At 72.1% G+C, this 17,741-nt stretch carries 18 protein-coding genes and 1 tRNA gene; 8 read left to right on the top strand and 11 right to left on the bottom strand.

Annotation, left to right across the window (positions count from 1 at the left end):
* The first annotated feature begins 104 nt into the window (after window positions 1-104).
* Together ACZ3KP_RS19945 and ACZ3KP_RS19940 are read left to right on the top strand one after the other, a co-directional pair.
* Window positions 105-776, top strand: coding sequence for a FadR/GntR family transcriptional regulator (locus tag ACZ3KP_RS19945; protein ID WP_358977549.1), 672 nt, complete (start codon window positions 105-107; stop codon window positions 774-776).
* Window positions 777-939: 163 nt separating this feature from the next.
* A complete protein-coding gene (locus tag ACZ3KP_RS19940) occupies window positions 940-1,971 on the top strand; it encodes a PAC2 family protein (RefSeq protein WP_467501082.1) in 1,032 nt (343 codons plus the stop codon).
* A 75-nt stretch (window positions 1,972-2,046) separates the two neighbouring features.
* On the opposite strand, the gene mshC is transcribed toward ACZ3KP_RS19940, so the two are convergent.
* The 4 genes from mshC to ACZ3KP_RS19920 all read right to left on the bottom strand — a co-directional run bounded on the left by mshC (window position 2,047) and on the right by ACZ3KP_RS19920 (window position 5,551).
* Complete coding sequence (mshC, locus tag ACZ3KP_RS19935; protein WP_467501081.1) at window positions 2,047-3,276, bottom strand: cysteine--1-D-myo-inosityl 2-amino-2-deoxy-alpha-D-glucopyranoside ligase; 1,230 nt, start codon at window positions 3,274-3,276, stop codon at window positions 2,047-2,049.
* 126 nt (window positions 3,277-3,402) lie between these two features.
* On the bottom strand, window positions 3,403-4,218 hold the full coding sequence (locus tag ACZ3KP_RS19930; protein WP_467501080.1) for an SCO1664 family protein: 816 nt from the start codon (window positions 4,216-4,218) through the stop codon (window positions 3,403-3,405).
* A complete protein-coding gene (locus ACZ3KP_RS19925; RefSeq protein WP_358977543.1) occupies window positions 4,182-4,772 on the bottom strand; it encodes a DUF3090 domain-containing protein in 591 nt (196 codons plus the stop codon). The genes ACZ3KP_RS19930 and ACZ3KP_RS19925 overlap by 37 nt, the downstream gene beginning before the upstream one ends.
* 92 nt (window positions 4,773-4,864) lie before the next feature.
* A complete protein-coding gene (locus tag ACZ3KP_RS19920) occupies window positions 4,865-5,551 on the bottom strand; it encodes a histidine phosphatase family protein (protein WP_467501079.1) in 687 nt (228 codons plus the stop codon).
* Between the two features lie 62 nt (window positions 5,552-5,613).
* On the opposite strand from ACZ3KP_RS19920, the gene corA reads away from it, so the two are divergent.
* Window positions 5,614-6,615: a magnesium/cobalt transporter CorA gene (gene corA, locus ACZ3KP_RS19915; RefSeq protein WP_467501078.1), complete on the top strand. Its 1,002-nt coding sequence runs from the start codon at window positions 5,614-5,616 to the stop codon at window positions 6,613-6,615.
* Window positions 6,616-6,779: 164 nt separating this feature from the next.
* Here the strand turns inward: corA and ACZ3KP_RS19910 are convergent, their stop codons facing one another.
* Window positions 6,780-7,835 (bottom strand): LLM class F420-dependent oxidoreductase, encoded by a 1,056-nt coding sequence (locus ACZ3KP_RS19910; protein ID WP_467501077.1) that lies wholly within the window; start codon window positions 7,833-7,835, stop codon window positions 6,780-6,782.
* 146 nt (window positions 7,836-7,981) lie between these two features.
* Between ACZ3KP_RS19910 and ACZ3KP_RS19905 the strand changes: the two genes are divergently transcribed.
* Window positions 7,982-8,965 carry an aldo/keto reductase gene (locus ACZ3KP_RS19905; protein ID WP_358977535.1) on the top strand — a complete coding sequence of 328 codons (984 nt, stop codon included), beginning with the start codon at window positions 7,982-7,984 and terminating at the stop codon, window positions 8,963-8,965.
* Window positions 8,962-11,316 (top strand): helix-hairpin-helix domain-containing protein, encoded by a 2,355-nt coding sequence (locus ACZ3KP_RS19900; protein ID WP_467501076.1) that lies wholly within the window; start codon window positions 8,962-8,964, stop codon window positions 11,314-11,316. Before ACZ3KP_RS19905 ends, ACZ3KP_RS19900 begins: the two co-directional genes overlap by 4 nt.
* Before the next feature lie 81 nt (window positions 11,317-11,397).
* Here ACZ3KP_RS19900 and ACZ3KP_RS19895 read toward each other — a convergent pair whose 3' ends face one another.
* Window positions 11,398-12,096, bottom strand: a complete 699-nt coding sequence (locus ACZ3KP_RS19895; protein WP_467501075.1) for a hypothetical protein — start codon at window positions 12,094-12,096, stop codon at window positions 11,398-11,400.
* Between the two features lie 47 nt (window positions 12,097-12,143).
* Between ACZ3KP_RS19895 and ACZ3KP_RS19890 the strand changes: the two genes are divergently transcribed.
* Window positions 12,144-12,332 carry a DUF5703 family protein gene (locus ACZ3KP_RS19890; protein WP_046732800.1) on the top strand — a complete coding sequence of 63 codons (189 nt, stop codon included), beginning with the start codon at window positions 12,144-12,146 and terminating at the stop codon, window positions 12,330-12,332.
* Window positions 12,333-12,416: 84 nt separating this feature from the next.
* Here ACZ3KP_RS19890 and ACZ3KP_RS19885 read toward each other — a convergent pair whose 3' ends face one another.
* The 3 genes from ACZ3KP_RS19885 to ACZ3KP_RS19875 form a co-directional block, all read right to left on the bottom strand.
* On the bottom strand, window positions 12,417-13,526 hold the full coding sequence (locus ACZ3KP_RS19885; RefSeq protein WP_467501074.1) for a chaplin family protein: 1,110 nt from the start codon (window positions 13,524-13,526) through the stop codon (window positions 12,417-12,419).
* Window positions 13,527-13,658: 132 nt separating this feature from the next.
* Entirely contained in the window at window positions 13,659-13,892 is a 234-nt protein-coding gene (gene chpH, locus ACZ3KP_RS19880; protein ID WP_046732802.1) for a chaplin ChpH, read from the bottom strand.
* 146 nt (window positions 13,893-14,038) lie between these two features.
* Window positions 14,039-15,364 carry a M20/M25/M40 family metallo-hydrolase gene (locus ACZ3KP_RS19875; protein ID WP_366890489.1) on the bottom strand — a complete coding sequence of 442 codons (1,326 nt, stop codon included), beginning with the start codon at window positions 15,362-15,364 and terminating at the stop codon, window positions 14,039-14,041.
* 198 nt (window positions 15,365-15,562) lie between these two features.
* Here ACZ3KP_RS19875 and ACZ3KP_RS19870 point away from each other — a divergent pair.
* A tRNA-Leu gene (locus ACZ3KP_RS19870) sits at window positions 15,563-15,647 on the top strand.
* Window positions 15,648-15,764: 117 nt separating this feature from the next.
* Here the strand turns inward: ACZ3KP_RS19870 and ACZ3KP_RS19865 are convergent.
* Together ACZ3KP_RS19865 and ACZ3KP_RS19860 are read right to left on the bottom strand one after the other, a co-directional pair.
* On the bottom strand, window positions 15,765-15,992 hold the full coding sequence (locus tag ACZ3KP_RS19865) for a DUF397 domain-containing protein (protein ID WP_467501073.1): 228 nt from the start codon (window positions 15,990-15,992) through the stop codon (window positions 15,765-15,767).
* 3 nt (window positions 15,993-15,995) lie between these two features.
* A complete protein-coding gene (locus tag ACZ3KP_RS19860) occupies window positions 15,996-16,862 on the bottom strand; it encodes a helix-turn-helix domain-containing protein (RefSeq protein WP_358977527.1) in 867 nt (288 codons plus the stop codon).
* Between the two features lie 241 nt (window positions 16,863-17,103).
* Between ACZ3KP_RS19860 and ACZ3KP_RS19855 the strand changes: the two genes are divergently transcribed.
* Window positions 17,104-17,547, top strand: a complete 444-nt coding sequence (locus ACZ3KP_RS19855) for an ATP-binding protein (protein ID WP_132889101.1) — start codon at window positions 17,104-17,106, stop codon at window positions 17,545-17,547.
* Window positions 17,548-17,741: the final 194 nt, after the last annotated feature.

Below are 17,741 nucleotides of genomic sequence, written 5' to 3'. Positions count from 1 at the left end.
CCGCCGCCGGAGCACCGGGCCCTGACCGGCCTGGGCGTGCACACCTGGCCGGACCGCATAATGTGGCCAGAGACATCGGATGTCTGGACTACAGGGAGGCCGGTATGGCAGTCACCGATGAGGCGATCGAGAAGATCAAGGACATGATCGTCTCCGGTGCGCTGCGCCCCGGTGACCGGTTGCCCAAGGAGAGCGAACTCGCCGCCGAGCTCGGCCTGTCCCGCAACTCGCTCCGGGAGGCGGTGCGCGCCCTGTCGCTGATCCGGATCCTCGACGTGCGGCAGGGCGACGGCACCTACGTCACCAGCCTCGACCCGCAGTTGCTCCTGGAGGCGATGAGCTTCGTCGTCGACTTCCACCGCGACGACACGGTCCTGGAGTTCCTCGCGGTGCGCCGGATCCTGGAGCCGGCCGCGACCGCGATGGCCGCCTCCCGGATCAGCGAGCAGCAACTGGACGCGCTGGCGTCCCGGTTGGACGCGCTCGGCGGCGCGCCCTCGGTGGAGGAGCTGGTCGCCAGCGACCTGGAGTTCCACCGGGGCATCGTGCAGAGCTCGGGAAACTCGGTGCTCTGCTCGCTTCTTGACGGCCTGTCCGGGCCGACCACCAGGGCGCGGATCTGGCGCGGGCTGACCCAGGAGGACGCGGTGGCGCGCACCCTGCACGAGCACCGGGCGATCCTGGCCGCGCTGCGCGACCGGGACGCGGAGGCGGCCCGTTCCTGGGCGACCGTGCACATCGCGAGCGTGGAGCAGTGGCTGCGCAGCAGCCTGTGAAGCGCTTGCTGTCCATGGCCGGTTGCTCGCCGAAACGAAGTGTTCGAGGCGGGCGAACGGGGCAGTGATCCGTTCACTCCCCCGTGCAAGGGGGCTGCGGGCGCCCCCGCTCGACGCCGTAAGGTTGGGGCGTACGCGAGGGCACGTCGGAAGGAGGCACTGGGTGATCGAGCTGGAGGGGGTTCCCGAGCTGATCGACCCAGTCATGGTGGCCGCGTTCGAAGGCTGGAACGATGCCGGTGACGCCGCCTCCACCGCGGTCGCGCACCTGGAGCGGGAGTGGAAGGGCGAGGTGTTCGCGGCGCTGGACGCCGAGGACTACTACGACTTCCAGGTGAACCGCCCCACGGTGTGGATGGACGCCGGCGTGCGCAAGATCACCTGGCCGACGACGCGGTTGTCGGTGGTCCGGGTCGGCGGGGACAAGCCGCGGGACCTGGTGCTGGTCAGAGGCATCGAGCCGTCCATGCGCTGGCGGTCGTTCTGCAACGAGCTGCTCGGTTTCGCCCACGAGCTGGGCGTGGAGCTGGTGGTCGTGCTGGGCGCGCTGCTCGGCGACACCCCGCACACACGTCCGGTGCCGGTCAGCGGGGTCACGTCCGACTCCGACCTGGCCCAGCGGATGGACCTGGAGGAGACCAAGTACGAGGGTCCGACGGGCATCGTCGGGGTTCTCCAGGAGGCCTGCACGCACGCGGGCGTCCCGGCGGTCTCGCTGTGGGCGGCGGTGCCGCACTACGTCTCCCAGCCGCCCAACCCGAAGGCCACCCTGGCCCTCCTGAACCGTCTGGAGGACCTGCTCGACCTTCGGATCCCGCTGGGCGAGCTGGCCGAGGACGCGCGCGCGTGGCAGGTGGGCGTGGACCAGCTGGCCGCGGAGGACAGCGAGGTCGCCGAGTACGTGCAGACGCTGGAGGAGGCCCGGGACACCGCGGAGCTGCCGGAGGCGTCCGGTGAGGCGATCGCCCGGGAGTTCGAGCGCTATCTGAGGCGCCGGGACGTGAGCCCGCCCGGCGGCCACGCCACGGCGGACGGCACCGACAGCGGGTCGTACCTGCGGGACAGCCCGGGGGGTCCGGGCGGCAAGGGGCGGCCGCCCCGGGCACCGAAGCCCGACGCGCCCGGGAACGCCGGGGACGGCGGGGACGCCGGCGGCGATGCCGGGCCGGACGGCGAGGATTCTTCCGAGGACTGAGCGCGCCCACGCGGCGCAGCCGCGTGGTGCGACAGCCCCGCTCCCCCTCAGGGCGCGGGGCTGTCGGCGTCGGCTTTACAGGGCCACGCCCAGCAGGGCGTCGACCGCTCGGGACACGACACCCGGTGCACCCGCGTCCGTACCGCCCTGCTCCTGCTGGAGTGCCGCCCAGCGGTCCACCGCCGCCAGTGCGGCGGGCGCGTCCAGGTCGTTGCTGAGGGCCTCGCGGATCTCCTCCACCAGGGCCTCGGCGGGCGGGCCGTCGGGGCGGGAGACCGCCGCGCGCCAGCGGGCGAGGCGTTCCTCGGCGTCCCGCAGCACCTGGTCGGTCCACTCCCAGTCGGCGCGGTAGTGGTGCGAGTGCAGCGCCAGCCGGATCGCGGCCGGGTCGACGCCGTCCTGGCGGAGCCGGGAGACGAAGACCAGGTTGCCCTTGGACTTGGACATCTTCTCGCCGTCGAGCCCGACCATGCCGGCGTGCACGTAGGCCTTGGCCATCGGGAACTCGCCGGTGAGCACCTGGGCGTGCGAGGCACCCATCTCGTGGTGCGGGAAGGCCAGGTCGGAGCCGCCGCCCTGGACGTCGAAGGTCATGCCGAGGTGGTCGAGGGCGATGGCCACGCACTCGATGTGCCAGCCCGGTCGGCCACGACCGAGGGAGCCGCCGTCCCAGCTGGGTTCGCCCTCGCGGGCGGCCATCCACAGCATCGGGTCGAGGGGGTTCTTCTTGCCGGGGCGGTCCGGGTCGCCGCCGCGCTCGGCGGACAGCAGCCGCATCGCGGCCGCGTCGAGGCCGGAGACCTTGCCGAAGTGGGGGTCGGAGCCGACCGAGAAGTAGATGTCGCCTTCGAGTTCGTAGGCGGCGCCGAGGTCGCGCAGTCGCTCGACGAGCGGCACGATGCCGGGTATCGCCTCGACCGCGCCTATGTAGTGCTGCGGCGGCAGCATCCTGAGGGCGGTCATGTCCTCGCGGAAGAGGGCCGTCTCCTGCTCGGCGAGGGCGACCCAGTCGACACCGTCGCGCTGCGCGCGCTCCAGCAGCGGGTCGTCGACGTCCGTCACGTTCTGGACGTAGTGCACCTGCCGCTTGGTGTCCAGCCACACGCGCTGGACCAGGTCGAACGCGTTGTAGGTCGCCGCGTGCCCCATGTGGGTCGCGTCGTACGGCGTGATGCCGCAGACGTAGATACGGGCGACAGGACCGGGGTCGAGGGTGACCGAACCGCCGGTCGCGGTGTCGTGGATCCTCAGGTCGCGGCCCTGACCAGGCAGGGCGGGGACCTCGGAAGCGGGCCAGGCATGCATGTACATGAGCGTAACCGGACCCGAGTTCGGTATACGAACCGGACCGGGCCGGATGACGAAGAAGGCACTCTTGATCTTGCGGCCGGGATGTGCTGTCCGGGCGCGGGGCGTGCGGGCGTGGCATTCCTACACGGGCGGCCAGGGGATGGCGGGCCACTCGCCGCTGGGCTCCGGGTGCGTCCCGGCGCTGAGCAGCGCGTCGACACGCGCGCGTGTGGCGTCGAGTTCGGCGGCGGTGATCAGCTCGGCCAGCCGGGCCCCCAGGGCCCCGTCGAGGGCCTCCCGGAGCGTCGTGAGGGCCTCGACGGCCTCACCGGTGAGGGGCTCGCCCGCCCAGCCCCACAGCAGGGTGCGCAGTTTGTTGTCGACGTTGAAGGTGACGCCGTGGTCGATTCCGTAGAGCCGACCGTCGGCGGTGGGCAGCAGGTGGCCGCCCTTGCGGTCGGCGTTGTTGATCACGGCGTCGAGGACGGCGAGCCGGCGCAACCGGGCGTCGTCGGCGTGCACCAGCAGCGCGGTCTTCCCGTCGCCGACCTCGGCGAGCCCGATGGCCTTCCAGCCCGGCTCCGGCTCCTCGGCGTCCACCAGGGCCAGCAGTTCGGCCCCTTCCGGGTCGACGTCGATCCACAGCTGGCACATGCCCTCGCCGTACGGCCCGTCGCGCAGCACGGTCGGCGGGACCAGGTCCCAGCCCAGCGCCTCGGAGACCTCGTAGGCGGCCACCTCGCGCTGGGCGAGGGTGCCGTCGGGGAAGTCCCACAGCGGGCGTTCACCGGCGACCGGCTTGTAGACGCAGGACGTCTCCTCACCGTCGTGCGCGACCGTGCAGAACAGCGCCGCGTTGGAGGCGTCGCGGATCCGGCCGCGCACCTTCAGCTCACCGTGGACGAGCAGGCCGGCGGCGGTCACGCTCCGCGGCGGTATCCGTTCTGGCGCGGACATACGTGTCCTTCCGGGTCGAGCGGGAGGCTGCACAGCGGGCACGGCGGCCGACCGGCGTTGACGACGTCCAGGGCGCGCTTGGCGAAGGCCCTGGCCTGCGCGCCGCTCAGCCGGACCCGCAGCATGGGGGGCCCGTTCTCCTCGTCCTGGAGGAGCCGCTCCTCGGCCTCGGCCAGGTCCTCCTCGGAGTCGGCGTCCAGCTCCACCAGGGCCTGCGCCTCGACGATCATGCGCTCTTCCTCGCCGTCCCAGGCGAGCGCCATGGTGCCGACGCGGAACTCCTCCTCGATGGGGGTGTCCAGCGGGGCGGTGTCGGTGATCTCGTTGGGTGCGACGGCGGGGACGGCCGCGCTGCCGCCGCTGCGGCGTACGACCTCGTCGAGGAGTTCTTCCATGCGCTCGGCGAGCGCGGCGACCTGGGTCTTCTCCAGGGCCACGCTGGTCGTCCGGGTGCCGGCCGTGGCCTGGAGGAAGAACGTACGGCGTCCGGGCAGTCCGACCGTGCCCGCGATGAAGCGGTCCGGCGGATCGTAGAGGAACACCTGACGGGACACGTCCTGTCTCCATGGGAATCGGGGGTGCGTGGGAACGGACGGCGGCTATGGGACCGCCTGCGTGGATCGCTTCACCCTACTGCGGTCGGCGATCACGGCGCGCCGGCACCGCCACCGACCGGTGCGTCTTCGCCGGGAGGTTCCTCGCGGGGGGCGAGGGAGGCGAAATCGCCGGTGTCCCCGAGACGAACGAGAAACGGCCTGAGGCGGGTGTAACGGATCGCCGTGATGGAACACGGTTCGACGGAGATCCGCTGGAAGAGGTCGAGATGAAGACCGAGTGCGTCCGCGACGAGGGATTTGATGATGTCACCGTGCGAGCACATGAGATAGACGGCGTCGGAGCCGTGGTCGCGCTCCACGCGCGCGTTCCACTCCCGCACCGCCTCGGCCGCGCGGGTCGCCATGGCCCGCATCGACTCGCCGCCGGGGAACGCGGCCGCCGACGGGTGCGCCTGCACGACGTCCATCAGCGGCTCGTCCTTGAGTTCGGTCAGTTTGCGGCCGGACCAGTCGCCGTAGTGGGCCTCCCCGATCCGCTCGTCCGTGTGGGCGGTGAGGTCGGGCCGGGCGTCGAGGAGCGGCCGGACCGTCTCCTGGCAGCGCTGCAGCGGGCTGGTGACGACCTCGGAGATCGGCAGGCCGACCAGTCGGCCGGGCAGTGCGGCGGCCTGGGCGGCGCCGCGCTCGTCGAGGGCGACACCGGGCGTCCAGCCGGCGAGCAGCCCGGAGGTGTTGGCGGTGGACCGTCCGTGCCTTACGAGGATCAGCGTGGGCATGCGGCCCAGGGTAGGCGCAAGCCGAAGTGCGCAGGCGGCTGGGCGACGGGAGAATACGCTCCGTGATCGTCGACTGCGCCATCTACCGGGGCGGGGAGCGCATGGAGACCCCGCAGGACTTCTCGGACGCACTCGCGGAGGCACGCGCGCGTGGCGACAGTTTTCTGTGGATCGGCCTGTACGAGCCCACCGAGCGCGAGTTCGCGCTGGTCACCGACGAGTTCGGGCTGCATCCGCTGGCCGTGGAGGACGCCCTGACCGCCCACCAGCGGCCCAAACTGGAGGTGTACGACGACTCGCTGTTCGTCGTCCTGAAGCCGGTGACGTACGAGACGAAGACCGACACGGTGACCTCCGGCGAGCTGATGATCTTCGTCGGGCACTCCTTCGTGGTCACCGTGCGCCACGGGACGCCGTCGCCGCTCGGGGACATCCGGCGGCATCTGGAGGAGCAGCACGAGCTGCTCAAGCACGGTCCCACGGGGGTGCTGTACTCGATCTCCGACGCGGTCGTCGACCACTACCTGGAGGTCGCGACCGAGTTGCAGAACGACCTGGAGGAGGTGGAGGCCGAGGTGTTCTCGCCGGGCGGCGGCGGTTCCCGGCACACCGCGTCCCGGATCTACTCCTTCAAGCGGCAGATCCTGGAGTTCCGCCGCGCGACCGTGCCGCTGGCGGCGCCGATGACGAAGCTGGCGGGGACGGGTCCGTACGGCGGCGGCTCGGTGCCGTTCGTGCACGAGGAGGCGCGACCGTTCTTCCGGGACGTCAACGACCATCTGATGCGGGTGAACGAGGGGGTGGAGGCCCTGGACCGGCTGGTGTCCGACGTCCTCAACGCCCACCTGGCGCAGATGAGCGTGCGGCAGAACGACGACATGCGGAAGATCTCCGCGTGGGCGGCCATGGCGGCGGTGCCCACGATGATCGCCGGTGTCTACGGCATGAACTTCGACCACATGCCCGAGCTGCACTGGTTCTGGTCGTATCCCGCGGTGATCATGATCATGGCGGTGCTGGAGACGGTGCTGTACCGGCTGTTCAAGCGGCGGGGATGGATGTGAGGGGGCCCCGGCACCGGGGCCGCGGACTCGGCCGAAAGAGGGAGCACCAGGGTCACTCCGGGGGCGTAACCGCGCGGGCGGCGGCGCGTTGTTCTCCGTGACGGCCGTGGCGGGGAAGACCCCCGAGCCCCCACCACGGCCGCTGAACTCTCCCGCCGCGTCGCTCACGCGAGCCCGGCACGCTCCAGGGCCTCGGCACCGGCCCGGAGCGAGGCGAGCCGCTCGTCCAGGGTGAAGCCGGCGGGGGCGAGTGACAGGGTGGTGACCCCGGCGGCCGCGTAGGCCTTCATCCGGTCGGCGATCCGCGCCACGGACCCGAGCAGCGTGGTTTGGTCGATCAGGTCGTGCGGCACGGCGGCCGCCGCGCCGTTCTTGTCCCCGGACAGGTACTTGTCCTGGATCTCGGCGGCCTCCTGCTCGTAGCCCATGCGCCGGGCGAGCTGGTTGTAGAAGTTCTGCTTGCGGCTGCCCATGCCGCCGACGTACAGCGCGGTGTACGGCCGGAAGGTGTCGGCGAGTGTGCTCACGTCGTTGTCGTCGCCGACGGCGAGGGGCAGCGTCGGGCAGACGTCGAACCCGTCGAGGGTCTTCCCGGCCTTCTCGCGGCCCGCACGCAGGTGCGCGACGGCCGTCTCCTCCAGGTGCTCGGCCGAGGGGAAGATCAGCAGGGCGCCGTCGGCGATCTCGCCGGTCTGCTCCAGGTTCTTCGGTCCGATGGCGGCGATGTAGACCGGGATGTGCTCGCGCTCGGGGTGCACGGTCAGCCTGATCGGCTTGCCGGGGCCGCCGGGCAGCGGCAGCGTCCAGTGCTCACCCTCGTACGACAGCCGCTCGCGGGTCATCGCCCTGCGCACGATCTCCACGTACTCACGGGTGCGGGAGAGCGGCTTGTCGAACTTGACGCCGTACCAGCCCTCGGAGACCTGCGGTCCCGAGACGCCGAGGCCGAGCCGGAAACGGCCGCCGGAGAGGGAGTCGAGGGTGGCGGCGGTCATCGCGGTCATCGCGGGCTGCCGGGCCGGGATCTGGAAGATGGCCGAGCCGACGTCTATGCGCTCGGTCTTGGCCGCGACCCAGCTGAGCACGGTGGCGGCGTCCGAGCCGTAGGCCTCGGCGGCCCAGCAGACGGCGTACCCGAGGCGCTCGGCCTCCTGCGCCACGGCCAGATTGTCCCCGTCCATCCCGGCGCCCCAGTAGCCGAGGTTGATCCCGAGCTGCATGGCCGATCCCCTTACCGATCAGTAACGTCGCTGTCGCGAGAGACCTTAGCGTGCGGCGCCCCGCGGCCGGCCACCCCTCCGCCGCTGGGAAACCGGTTATCCACAGGCAACCCAACGCACCAGCTCTGGCCAGTAATCTCGCGGACATGGAGCAGAGGCATCTCGGCCGTACCGGCCTGCGCGTGTCCAGAATCGGACTCGGCACCCTCACCTGGGGCCGGGACGTCGACGAGCACGACGCCGCGGACATGCTCAAGGCGTTCTGGGAGGCCGGCGGCACCCTCGTCGACACCGCGGACGTGTACGGCGACGGAGAGGCCGAGTACCTGCTCGGGCAGCTCATGGAAGGGCTGGTGCCCCGCCGGGACCTGGTCATCTCGACGAAGGCGGGCAGCGTCCCGGACCCGGACCGCCGCTTCGACGGCTCGCGCGGCCATCTGCTCGCCGCGCTGGACGCCTCCCTGGCCCGTCTCGGCACCGACCACGTCGACGTCTGGCACGTGCACGCCTACGATCCGGACACCCCCTTGGAGGAGACGCTGCAGGCCCTCGACCTGGCCGTCAGCAGCGGCCGGGCCCGCTACGCCGGGGTCTCCAACTTCTGCGGCTGGCAGCTGGCGAAGGCGGCCACCTGGCAGCTCGCGGCGCCCGGTACCCGCACCCGGCTGGCCAGCACCCAGCTGGAGTACTCGCTGCTCCAGCGGGGCGTGGAGCGCGAGGTGCTGCCTGCGGCGCTCGACCTGGGCATCGGCCTGCTGCCGTCCTCGCCGCTCGGCCGGGGCGTGCTGACCGCGAAGTACCGCAACGCCACTCCCCCGGACTCGCGGGGCGCCTCCGAGCATCTGGCGCCGTTCGTCGCGCCGTACCTCGACGACACCGCGACGCGGATCGTGGACGCGGTGCAGACCGCGGCCGACGGGCTGGCGGTGACGCCGCTCCAGGTGGCGCTGGCCTGGGTGCGGGACCGGCCGGGCGTGGCCGCGCCGGTCGTCGGCGCGCGCAACGCACAGCAGCTCACGGCGGCACTGTCAGTGGAGGCGCTTACGCTTCCTGACGAGATCTGCCGGGCGCTCGACGACGTGTCGGCGCCCGTGCACCGCTATCCCGATCACGACTGGAGCACGCTGTGAGCACGGAGCCGGGGCTGGGCGCCAAGCCCGAGGCCGACGACGAGGGGACGACGGCCGCGGGGACGACGGGGGACGCCGCGGGAGGCGGTGACGTGCCGACGGGAGACGGTGCGGGGCGCGGTGCCGGTTCGGGGGCGGAAGGGGCGGGACGCGGCGACGGTTCGCCGACCGGAGGGCCGGCCGGGGGCGGTGCGGCCGGTGGCGTGGACGACGACGGCGACTCGGCTGCGCAGGGCGCGGCCGGTGCAGTGGCGGAAGCCGCGGTCGGGGACGGTGGTGACGGTTCGGAGGTGGACGGGTCGGCCGCCGCGGCCGGTGCGGTGGCCGAGGGGGGTGGGGGGCAGGTTTCCGAGGCCGCGGCGGAGCTGGCCGCCCAGCGGGTCGAGCGGGAGCGGATCGCGCGGCGGAAGGCCGTGAAGAAGGGTCCGATCGAGAGCGGGAGCGGCCTCAGCGGTACGGCGGCCGATCTGCTGGCGGCGATCCGGGCGGTGGAGAGCGGGGAGAAGCGGGCGGCAACCGTCTTCGCCGGTCCGGAACCCGCCGCGCGCCCGGCACCCGTGGCCGAAGCGGCCGGTGGGCCGGAGCCGGCCCCTACCGCCGCGCCGCGCGAGAGGACCGCCGCACCGGCCGGACCCACCGCGGAGACGATCGCGGCGGTACGACGGGTCCTGGCCGACGGCGGTGCGCCGGAGTCGCTGGCACCCGCGGTCGCGGCCGCCCTCGGCGAGGGCGCGGACGCGCTGCTGCGCGACGACCCCTGGCAGCTGCTGCGGGTCGGCGGTGTACGCCCGGACCAGGCCGACGGCTTCGCGCGGGCGCTGCTCGGCGCGGAGTGCGGCCCGGACGACGAGCGGCGCGGCCGGGCGTTGACCGGGTGGCTCCTCGAACAGGCGGCCCTGGCCGGACACACCGCGCTGGAGATGCCGACCCTGACGGCGGCGCTGACCCAGCGGGCGGTGCCCGACCCGGAGGCCGCCGTGCAGAGCGCGCTCGCCGAGGGCGAGGCCCTGGTCTTCCAGGACGCCCTCGATCCGGGCGCCCCGGAACCCGAGGACGACGAGGAGGAGCGGCCGGTCCGGGTCCTGGTCGGCCTGGAGCGGTACGCGCTGGCCGAGGAGAGCCTCGCCGACGGGCTGGCCCGGCTGGTCAACTCCCCCGGCAAGGACGCCCCGGAGCCCTGGGAGGCGGCCGCGACGACGGCCTCCGGCGGCGCGGCGGAGCTGGCGAGGGCGGTCGCCGGACACGGACTCGTGCTGCACACGGGCGGCGAGGCCGCCCGGTCCGAACCGGCGGCACTGCTGGCCGCCGCCCGCGCGGCGGGGCTGCGTGCCTTCGCCGCCGCCCACACCCCCGACGGGCGCCGGCGAGTGGCGGCGGCGTCGGGGGACGGCGCGCATGCGGTCGGCACGGTCGCCGGTCTGCTCTCCGGTGCCCAGGGGCCCGGCCGGGACGCGGAGGGCGCCCTGGACCTCGACCTGCTGGTCGTGCTGGACGCGCCCCAGCTGGACGTGGAGAGCGCCGCGATGATCGTGGAGGCGCTGCCCGACGGGGCCCGGCTGGTGCTCAGCGGGGATCCGGCGGTGCTGTGGTCGGCGGGCCCGGGGCGGGTCTTCGCCGACCTGCTGGCGGCGCGCGTCTGCCCGGTGGTCGCCTCCCGCACGCCCGACCCCGGACCGCTCGGCGAACTGGTCTCCGGGATCGGCGTGGGCGAGCTCCTCCAGGTCGAGGCGCCCGGCAAGGAGGTCGTGATCGTGCCGGTGCGGGACGCGGGCGAGGCGGTGCACCGGACGGTGCAGTTGGTCGCCGACTCCGTGCCGCGCGCCATCGGCGTCCCCGCCGGGCAGACGGTGGTGATCACCCCGGGCCACGGTGGCGCGGCGGGCACCCGTGCCCTGAACGCCGCCCTGAAGGAGCGGCTCAATCCGGGCCCCGGCCGGTTCGGCGGCTTCGACCCCGGTGACCGGGTCGCCTACTCCCCCACTCCGGGCCGTACCGAGCCGGGGCAGGTGGTGAGTGCCGACGCCGAGGGGCTGCATCTGTCGTGCGTGGACGCTCAGGTCGTCGTGCCGAAGGAGCGGGTGGAGCAGTCGGTGCGGCACGGCTGGGCGGTCACCGCCCACCAGGCGGCGGGCGGCCGGTGGCCGGCGGCGGTCGTGGTGCTGCCCGGTGACGCGGCCGGGTCCCTCAGCCGCCCCTGGGTGTACACGGCGTTCAGTCGGGCGGAACGCCATCTTTCGGTGGTGCACGGCGTGGAGCAGGCCCTGCCGAAGGCGGTGGCCGAGATCCTGCCGAAGCCCAGGACGACCCGCCTGCCGCTGCTGCTCAGGACTCAGGTGCCGGCAGTCGGCTGAGCCACGGTCCTCGCAGCGACGCCGACCGGTGGTGCCCGACCGGCCCGGGAAGGCCGGAAGGGGACCACCGGTCGGGCCGGGTCAGCGTTCGGCGTCCAATGGCTCCAGGTCCTCGTCGAGGTCGAGGTCGTCCTCCACTTCCCCGGCCTCCTCGGCGTCCTCCGGGTCCTCGTCGTCGAACACCGCGCTGACGTCGAAGCGGCACACCACCAGCTGGGGATCGACGCCCTCGAACGGCGCGTCCAGCCACTCGCCGGGCTCGGCCGGGTCCTCCGCCGCGGTCACCCACAGCGTGGAGTCGCCCTCCTCCAGGCCGAACTCCTTGTGCCGGGAGGCGATCTCGTCCGGTTCGAACTCGCCGAACAGGACCCCGAGCGCCCCGTGGACGGTGCCGGCGGCCTCCTCGCCGACGGCGGGACCCTCGTCGTACTCCGCGGCCTGGACCCGCTGGGCCTGCGCCAGCAGCCGCTGTGGTTCCGCCACGGCGTAGTCGCGGCGGATCAGCACACTGATCGCGTTCGGTTCCTCGGGACCCGCGTACGGTGGCAGCGAGTCCTCGGTGCCGGGGATCTCGAACGGGGTGACTTCGTCGTAGCGGTCGTACAGGAGCTCGTCGTAGACCTCGGCGGCCGCGGCCAGCTGGTTGAACGCCTCGTAGACAGCCGGGTCGTCCTCCCCCGACCTGCGTTCGACCGCGGCCAGATGGCGGTCGAGCGCGGTCTTGACCGCCTCGGCGGCGGCGCGTACCTCGGCAGCGGTGGGCTGCGCAGCATCAGACATAGTGCAGACGCTATCCGTACCGGGCACCAGCCCGCACAATAGATGCGATGCCGGAATACGAATTTGTCGACGTGTACGTACCTCGCGGGGTGTCCCGCAAGGAGGCCACACGTCTGCTGACGGACCATGCCGAGTACGGACACTGGGAGTTGGACCGACTGAGCCTCATGCGCGACGGCAGCCGCAGGGTGCGGTTGCGCCGGCGGATCATCCGCCAGGTGCGTGCCACATGGTGAGACTGGCCGACTGACGGAAGGGGCCCCGCGTCGGCGGGGCCGCTTCCGTGTCACGCACCGCGGTGGTGCGTCACCGAGCGTGTGCTAGGCGCTGGCGCGCGCCTTGCGGTAGAGCACCGCGCCCGCGAGCAGCACGCCGGCGCCCGCCGGAAGCGCGAGGCCCACCGGGAGGTCACTGCCCGTGTGCGCGAGCTGCGCGGCGCCGCTGCCCGGCTGGGTCACCGAGCTGCTGCCCACCGGGCTGACGACGGAGGAACCGTGACCACCGCCCGGGACGGTACCGCCTCCGGGGTGACCGGGAGCGCCCGGGTGACCGGGGGTTCCGGGAGTGCCCGGGTGACCCGGAGTACCGGGGACTCCGGGAGTGCCGGGGACTCCGGGAGTGCCGGGGGCTCCGGGAGTGCCCGGCTGGCCCGGAGTGCCGGGATGACCGGGAGTACCGGGAGTGCCCGGCTGGCCCGGAGTGCCGGGATGACCGGGAGCACCGGGAGTGCCCGGAGTACCCGGCTGCCCTGGCGTACCGGGGTTGCCCGGGTGACCACCGTGCCCACCGTGACCTCCATGGCCCCCGTGGCCCCCATGACCACCGTGGCCCCCATGACCACCGTGGCCCCCGTGGCCACCGTGGCCCCCGTGGCCGCCGTGGCCGCCGTGGCCGCCATGACCCCCATGACCGCCGTGGCCGCCGTGGCCGCCCGAGCCGCCCTCGTCGCCGTAACCCCCGCCGTTGTCGCAGTCGTTGCCCACGGCCGTGTTGCCGATGCCGATCACGTTGACGCTGTTGCCGCACACGTTGACCGGTACGTCGATCGGTGCCTGCACCGTGTTGCCCGACCCGACCCCGGGCGAGCCGCCGGTGTGGCCGCCGGCGTGCGAACCGCCGTGGCCGCCCCCGTGCCCACCGCCGTAACCGCCCGAGTCGCCGTAGCCCCCCGTCGCGCCGCCCACGCCGCCATGGTTCGCGCACTTGTTGCCCATCGCCGGGTTGAGGACGCCGACGACGTTGACGGTGTTGCCGCAGACGTTCACCGGCACGTGCACCGGCGCCTGCACCGTGTTGCCGGACAGCACGCCCGGTGAGTCGCCGGCGGAGCCGACGGCCCCCGAGTCGGCGTGGGCGTAACCGCTCGCCGCGGCGATCACGCCGGTCGCCGCGGCCACTGTCATAAGGCCCTTGCGGGTACCCTGTCGCATTTCTGAATTCCCCCCTGCCTTGGATCCTGACCGTGCATTCCTCGCGGAAACAACCGCGGAAAACCGGTCGGCCCCGGAGCGCGTGGCGCGCGCTCCGGGGCCGACGGAAAGACGCCCCTCAGGGAGTCGGCGTCACTTGTTGATGCAGGTGTTGCCGAAGGCGGGGTTCAGCAGCCCGATCACGGAGATCGTGTTGCCGCAGACGTTCACCGGGACGTGCACGGGAACCTGGATCACGTTGCCGGAGATGACACCCGGGGAGCCCACGGCGGCACCCTGAGCACCCGAGTCGGCGACGGCCAGGCCCGCACCCGCGAGAACCAGACCACCAGTGGCAGCCGCAGCGGCGACGACCTTCTTGAGCATTTATTCCTCCTTGTTGGCAATGCGATCCCAAGTAGCGGATCGCATGATGTGTAACGAGGAGGAACTAATGGAGCTACGAGCTTATCGTCGCATTCACTCTTCTCAGTCGGACTCGCACAGTCGCCCGATTAGCCCGAGCCATTTCTTCACGAGGCGTCGATGAAGCGGTCGAGGACGCGCACGCCGAACTGGAGCCCGTCCACGGGCACCCGCTCGTCCACGCCGTGGAACATGCCGGCGAAGTCCAGCTCCGGCGGCAGCTTCAGCGGGGCGAAGCCGAAGCCGCGGATGCCGAGGTCGTCGAAGGACTTGGCGTCGGTGCCGCCGGAGAGCATGTACGGGACCGCCTTGGCCGTGGGGTCCTCGGCGAGCAGCGAGGACTGCATGGCCTCCACCAGGGCCCCGTCGAAGGACGTCTCCAGCGCCTTGTCGGAGTGCACGTCCGCGCGGACCACGTGCGGGCCGAGGAGCCGGTCGAGGTCGGCGAGGAACTCCTCCTCGTGGCCGGGCAGGAACCGTCCGTCCACGTGCGCGGTGGCCTCGCCCGGGATGACGTTGACCTTGTAACCGGCGTTGAGCTGGGTGGGGTTGGCGGTGTTGCTCAGCGTCGCGCCGATGAGCTTGGCGATGCCGCCGAGCCGGGCCAGCGTCGACTCCATGTCCTCCGGGTCCAGCTCCGTGCCGAGCGCGTCGCCCAGTTCGTCGAGGAAGGCCCGGGTGGTCTTGGTGACCCGCACCGGGAACCTGTGCCGCCCGACGCGTGCGACGGCCTCGGACAGCTCGGTGATCGCGTTGTCGCGGTGGATCATCGAGCCGTGTCCGGCGGTCCCCGCCACCTTGAGCTTCATCCAGTGCATGCCCTTCTCGGCCGTCTGGATCAGGTAGAGCCGCCGCTGGTCGTTCACCGTGAAGGAGAAGCCGCCCACCTCGCTGATCGCCTCGGTGACGCCCTCGAAGAGGTCCGGGTGGCGGTCGACCAGGAACCGGGCGCCGTAGGTGCCGCCGGCCTCCTCGTCGGCGAGGAAGGCCAGCACGATGTCCCGGGGCGGCTTCCGGCCGCTCCTGAGCCGGTCGCGGACGACCGCCAGGGTCATGGCGTCCATGTCCTTCATGTCGACGGCGCCCCGGCCCCACACGCAGCCGTCCGCGACCTCACCGGAGAAAGGGTGATGGGTCCAGTCGTCGGCGTTGGCCGGTACGACGTCGAGGTGTCCGTGGATCAACAGGGCGGGGCGGGACGGGTCCGCGCCCTCGATGCGGGCCACCGTGGAGGCGCGGCCCGGGTGCGACTCGAAGATCCTCGGCTCCAGCCCGACCTCGGCGAGCTTCTCCGCGACCCACTCGGCGGCCTTGCGCTCGCCCGGACCGGAGTGGTCGCCGTAGTTGCTGGTGTCGAACCGGATCAGCTCGCGGCAGAGGTCCACGACCTCGTCCTCGCCGGTGACGCCCCTGGCCGTGTCCGTCTCGCTCACGCTGATTCCTCCTGCTGTCACTGCCGGCCGGTCCCTGCCATCCTCTCTCCCTTCCGGCTCCGCCCCAAGGCCGGTCCCGGCCCGTCACACGCCGTTCACGCCCGGCCGCGCCGGGAACGGGGTGTGATCGGCCACCCCGGAAAGCCTGGTAGTGTTTCCTTCGTCGCCGCGGGGGAAACCCCGCACGACAGACACCTTGTCCGGGTGGCGGAATGGCAGACGCGCTAGCTTGAGGTGCTAGTGCCCTTTATCGGGCGTGGGGGTTCAAGTCCCCCCTCGGACACTGCGAGAAAACCAAGAAACCCCTGCTGAGCAGGGGTTTCTTGGTTTTCTGGGGTGTGCGGGTGACCACCTCCCGGTGGCTCCGGCCGCACCCGCTCGTGAGGTCCAGGGGGTCTGCTCAGCCGCGGCGGCCTATTCGGCCGTCGCCGAGGGCCAGCGCCGCGGTGAACGCGGAGAGTGCCGGCCGGCCGAGCAGCAGCGCGGGCCCGTACGGCCGCTTGCTGTCGCGGACGGCGACCGTCGCCTCGTCGACGATCCCGCATTCCACGCAGTCGGACTGTGATGCGGACGCCGAGGACTTCCACCAGGTCACCGGCAGAGTCGACGCGTCGTCAGCGTGCTTCATTCCTTATTCGTTCTTCCTTATCTGGGTGATCAGTTCCACCGACGCCTCGACGGACTCGGCGGCAGACGTGAGGCGTTGCCACGCGGCCCGGTGCGTGGAGACCCGATCACGTTCCTCGATGTACAGGGCGGAGGTCAGCCCTTCCTGGTGGACGACGTCCAGGTCCGTGTGCGGACCGAAGCCCAGGATGCTGAAGGTGCCGGTCAGCCCGGCGTGGAGGGGAGCGTCCGAGCGCAACACCTGGATGTTGATGTTCGGGCGCCGCCCCATCGTAAGCAGGCGCCCCAACTGCTCGTACATCAGGGCGGGATCCTCGGTGGTGGAGCGCAGGGCCTGTTCGGAGATGATCGCCCAGAGCGCCAGGGGGTCGCTGTCGCGGGTGAGGACGGCCTGGCGTGCGAGCCGTACCTCGACCAGCGCGTCGACCCGCGCCTCGACCGCCTCGGACATGGCGGTCGCGCGGATGATCTCGCGGGCGTACTCCGCGGTCTGGAGCAGTCCGGGGACCATGCCCAGCTGCCAGGTGGAGACCGTCTCCGCCTCGGCCTCCAGGCTGATGAGGTCCTCGTACACCGGGGTGAGGACACCCCGGTAGGAGTGCCACCAGCCGCGTCTGCCACCCTCCTTGGTGAGCGTGATCAGGGCCGCGCGCAGCTCGTCGCTGACGTCACGGCCGAGTTCGGCGTACAGGTCGAGCAACGCCTGGATGTCGGCCGCCTTGGGAGCGGTCTTGCCGGTCTCCATCCGGGACAGCTTCGAGGAGACGAACGCGCCGTCGGAGTGCTCCGCGACCTCGTCGAGGGTGAGTTCGCCGCGCAGGTCGCGCAACTTCGCACCGAGCCGACGCCGGCGCACCGTGGGCGTGCTCACAGGTTCCCCCTTCTCTGCGGTGAACTGCCCGACAGTCTGCCGTGCCGCCCCAACCCTCGCCACCGGCTGACGACTTGTGCCGCAACTCTCTCGACCCGGTGCGCAATTTTTCACATCCCGCGGTACGTATTGCGATCGACTGTGCCGGGAAGGCACCATGAATCCGGGAAATACGAAAGTGACCGCACTCGCATGGCGAACCACCGTGCCTGCGTTGGGACATGCCCGTGAGGGGATCCACATGATCGAACGCCAGCGGAGCACCACGACCGAACCCCGTGCACTGCAAGTCGCCCCGCCGCCGGTCCTGTTACTGGCGAGCGAACCCCAGTCGGCCGGGGCGGCACGGCGGTACGTGAGTGACTTCATCACGCACCACCTACCGGACGCCTCCCGTGACCACATCGACGCCGTCGCGCTGGTCACCTGCGAGCTGGTCACCAACTCCTTGCGCTACGAGACCGACCCGGACGATCCGGTGCGGCTCGTCATCGACAGCGACGGCTCCCGGACCCGGGTGGAGGTGCACGATCCGCTGGGCCGCCACCCGCGGCTGCGGCCCATCTCCGTGGAGCGGGACCGCGGGCGCGGTCTGCTCATCCTGGACGCGCTGTGCTCGGGCCGCTGGGGCGTGGGCAACCTGCCCTGGGGCAAGTCCATCTGGGCCGAGGTCAGCGCCGTGTGACCACCTGCCCGCCCCACGACGACGGCCGGTTCCGCGGCGATCCTCTCCCCTCCCCGCCACGGCACCGGCCGTCGCCGCACCCGCCGCCGGACACACGGAGTTGGCCCGCATCACGCTGTGTGGGCCATCTCTCGTCGCGGCCGGAGAACGCCTGGTCAGAGGTTTTCCAAGATTCAAGCGAGTGCCACGAACGG

It is taken from the genome of Streptomyces sp. NPDC020958, assembly GCF_055562175.1.
Note: the sequence above shows the minus strand (reverse complement) of the source record. Positions and strands in the feature narration are given on the sequence as shown.

What these genes read in the sequence shown, in the direction of transcription:
- ACZ3KP_RS19905 (WP_358977535.1), top strand. Translation starts at nt 7,982, where the DNA reads ATGGAGCAGAGGCATCTCGGCCGTACCGGCCTGCGCGTGTCCAGAATC.
- ACZ3KP_RS19890 (WP_046732800.1), top strand. Translation starts at nt 12,144, where the DNA reads ATGCCGGAATACGAATTTGTCGACGTGTACGTACCTCGCGGGGTGTCC.
- ACZ3KP_RS19885 (WP_467501074.1), bottom strand. Translation starts at nt 13,526, where the DNA reads ATGCGACAGGGTACCCGCAAGGGCCTTATGACAGTGGCCGCGGCGACC.
- ACZ3KP_RS19855 (WP_132889101.1), top strand. Translation starts at nt 17,104, where the DNA reads ATGATCGAACGCCAGCGGAGCACCACGACCGAACCCCGTGCACTGCAA.
- ACZ3KP_RS19930 (WP_467501080.1), bottom strand. Translation starts at nt 4,218, where the DNA reads ATGTCCGCGCCAGAACGGATACCGCCGCGGAGCGTGACCGCCGCCGGC.
- ACZ3KP_RS19945 (WP_358977549.1), top strand. Translation starts at nt 105, where the DNA reads ATGGCAGTCACCGATGAGGCGATCGAGAAGATCAAGGACATGATCGTC.
- ACZ3KP_RS19895 (WP_467501075.1), bottom strand. Translation starts at nt 12,096, where the DNA reads ATGTCTGATGCTGCGCAGCCCACCGCTGCCGAGGTACGCGCCGCCGCC.
- mshC (WP_467501081.1), bottom strand. Translation starts at nt 3,276, where the DNA reads ATGCATGCCTGGCCCGCTTCCGAGGTCCCCGCCCTGCCTGGTCAGGGC.
- ACZ3KP_RS19920 (WP_467501079.1), bottom strand. Translation starts at nt 5,551, where the DNA reads ATGCCCACGCTGATCCTCGTAAGGCACGGACGGTCCACCGCCAACACC.
- chpH (WP_046732802.1), bottom strand. Translation starts at nt 13,892, where the DNA reads ATGCTCAAGAAGGTCGTCGCCGCTGCGGCTGCCACTGGTGGTCTGGTT.
- ACZ3KP_RS19865 (WP_467501073.1), bottom strand. Translation starts at nt 15,992, where the DNA reads ATGAAGCACGCTGACGACGCGTCGACTCTGCCGGTGACCTGGTGGAAG.
- ACZ3KP_RS19910 (WP_467501077.1), bottom strand. Translation starts at nt 7,835, where the DNA reads ATGCAGCTCGGGATCAACCTCGGCTACTGGGGCGCCGGGATGGACGGG.